Raw genomic sequence first — 1,448 nt, forward strand, 5'->3', positions numbered from 1 at the left:
CCACCAATAACGATATTCACCAGGCGATTCTGGCGCTGGGGGAGCCAGGCACCTTTATGACACAGGATGTCAACGTCATCCAGCAGCAGATTGAGCGCATGCCGTGGATTAAGCAGGTTAGCGTGCGTAAACAGTGGCCGGACAAGTTGAAAATCCATGTGGTGGAATATGTGCCGGTAGCGCGCTGGAATGATTTACATCTGTTGGACGGCAGCGGCAAGGTGTTCAGCGCGCCGGCGGAACGCATCGGCAATTATCCCATGCCGATGCTCTATGGCCCGGAAGGCAGCGAGCAAGTCGTTTTGACCGGTTATCGCACCATGAACGAGGTGCTGGCGGCCGCAAAGTTTCAGCTCAAAGCAGCCAGCATGAGCGCCCGCCATTCGTGGCAGTTAACACTAAGGGACGATACCAGGCTGGAGCTGGGCCGGGACGACAGAGCCAAGCGCCTACAGCGCCTTATCGGGATTTATCCGGTTCTTCTCCAGCAGGCCCGGAACGATAATAAACGCATAAGCTACGTGGACCTGCGCTATGACTCAGGCTTGGCCGTCGGATGGGATGCGACCTATATCGAGCCGGGAAATAGTAATCGGCAACGGACTCAGGCACAGGCAGAACAACAATGATTAAGGCGATGGACAGAAAACTGGTAGTAGGACTGGAGATCGGCACGGCCAAGGTGGCCGCGATGGTAGGGGAGGTGCTGCCGGATGGTATGGTGAATATTATCGGTGTCGGCAGTTGCCCATCGCGCGGCATGGATAAGGGTGGCGTTAACGATCTGGAATCGGTGGTGAAATGCGTGCAGCGCGCCATCGATCAGGCAGAGTTGATGGCAGATTGCCAGATCGCGTCGGTGTATCTTGCCCTGTCCGGCAAACATATCAGCTGCCAGAATGAAATTGGCATGGTGCCGATTTCCGAAGAAGAAGTGACGCAGGAAGACGTCGAAAATGTGGTGCATATTGCTAAATCGGTGCGGGTGCGCGACGAGCACCGTATCTTGCACGTGATCCCACAGGATTATGCGATTGACTATCAGGAAGGAATAAAAAATCCGGTTGGCCTGTCCGGCGTTCGGATGCAGGCCAAAGTCCACCTGATTCCCTGCCATAATGATATGGCGAAGAATATTGTCAAAGCGGTTGAACGCTGCGGGCTGAAAGTTGACCAACTGATTTTCGCTGGTCTGGCATCAAGCTATGCGGTGTTGACGGAAGATGAACGTGAGCTAGGCGTTTGCGTCGTGGATATCGGCGGCAGCACTATGGATATGGCAGTCTATACCGCCGGTGCGCTGCGCCACACTAAGGTGATTCCCTATGCTGGCAACGTGGTCACGAGCGATATCGCCTATGCCTTCGGCACGCCGCCCACCGACGCCGAGGCGATCAAGGTTCGCCACGGCTGTGCACTGGGATCGGTGGTCAGCAAGGACGAGAGCG

General features: G+C 55.7%; 2 protein-coding genes. Both read left to right on the forward strand.

The genetic code is table 11. The features are described from left to right. A partial coding sequence (locus BG74_RS07825; protein WP_066597657.1) for a cell division protein FtsQ/DivIB occupies positions 1-629 on the forward strand: 629 nt, incomplete at its 5' end. Beyond that, positions 626-1,448: cell division protein FtsA (gene ftsA, locus BG74_RS07830; RefSeq protein ID WP_244267437.1), on the forward strand; the 823-nt coding region annotated here is incomplete at its 3' end. The genes BG74_RS07825 and ftsA, both read left to right, overlap by 4 nt.

It is taken from the genome of Sodalis-like endosymbiont of Proechinophthirus fluctus (assembly GCF_001602625.1).
GTDB lineage: Bacteria > Pseudomonadota > Gammaproteobacteria > Enterobacterales > Enterobacteriaceae.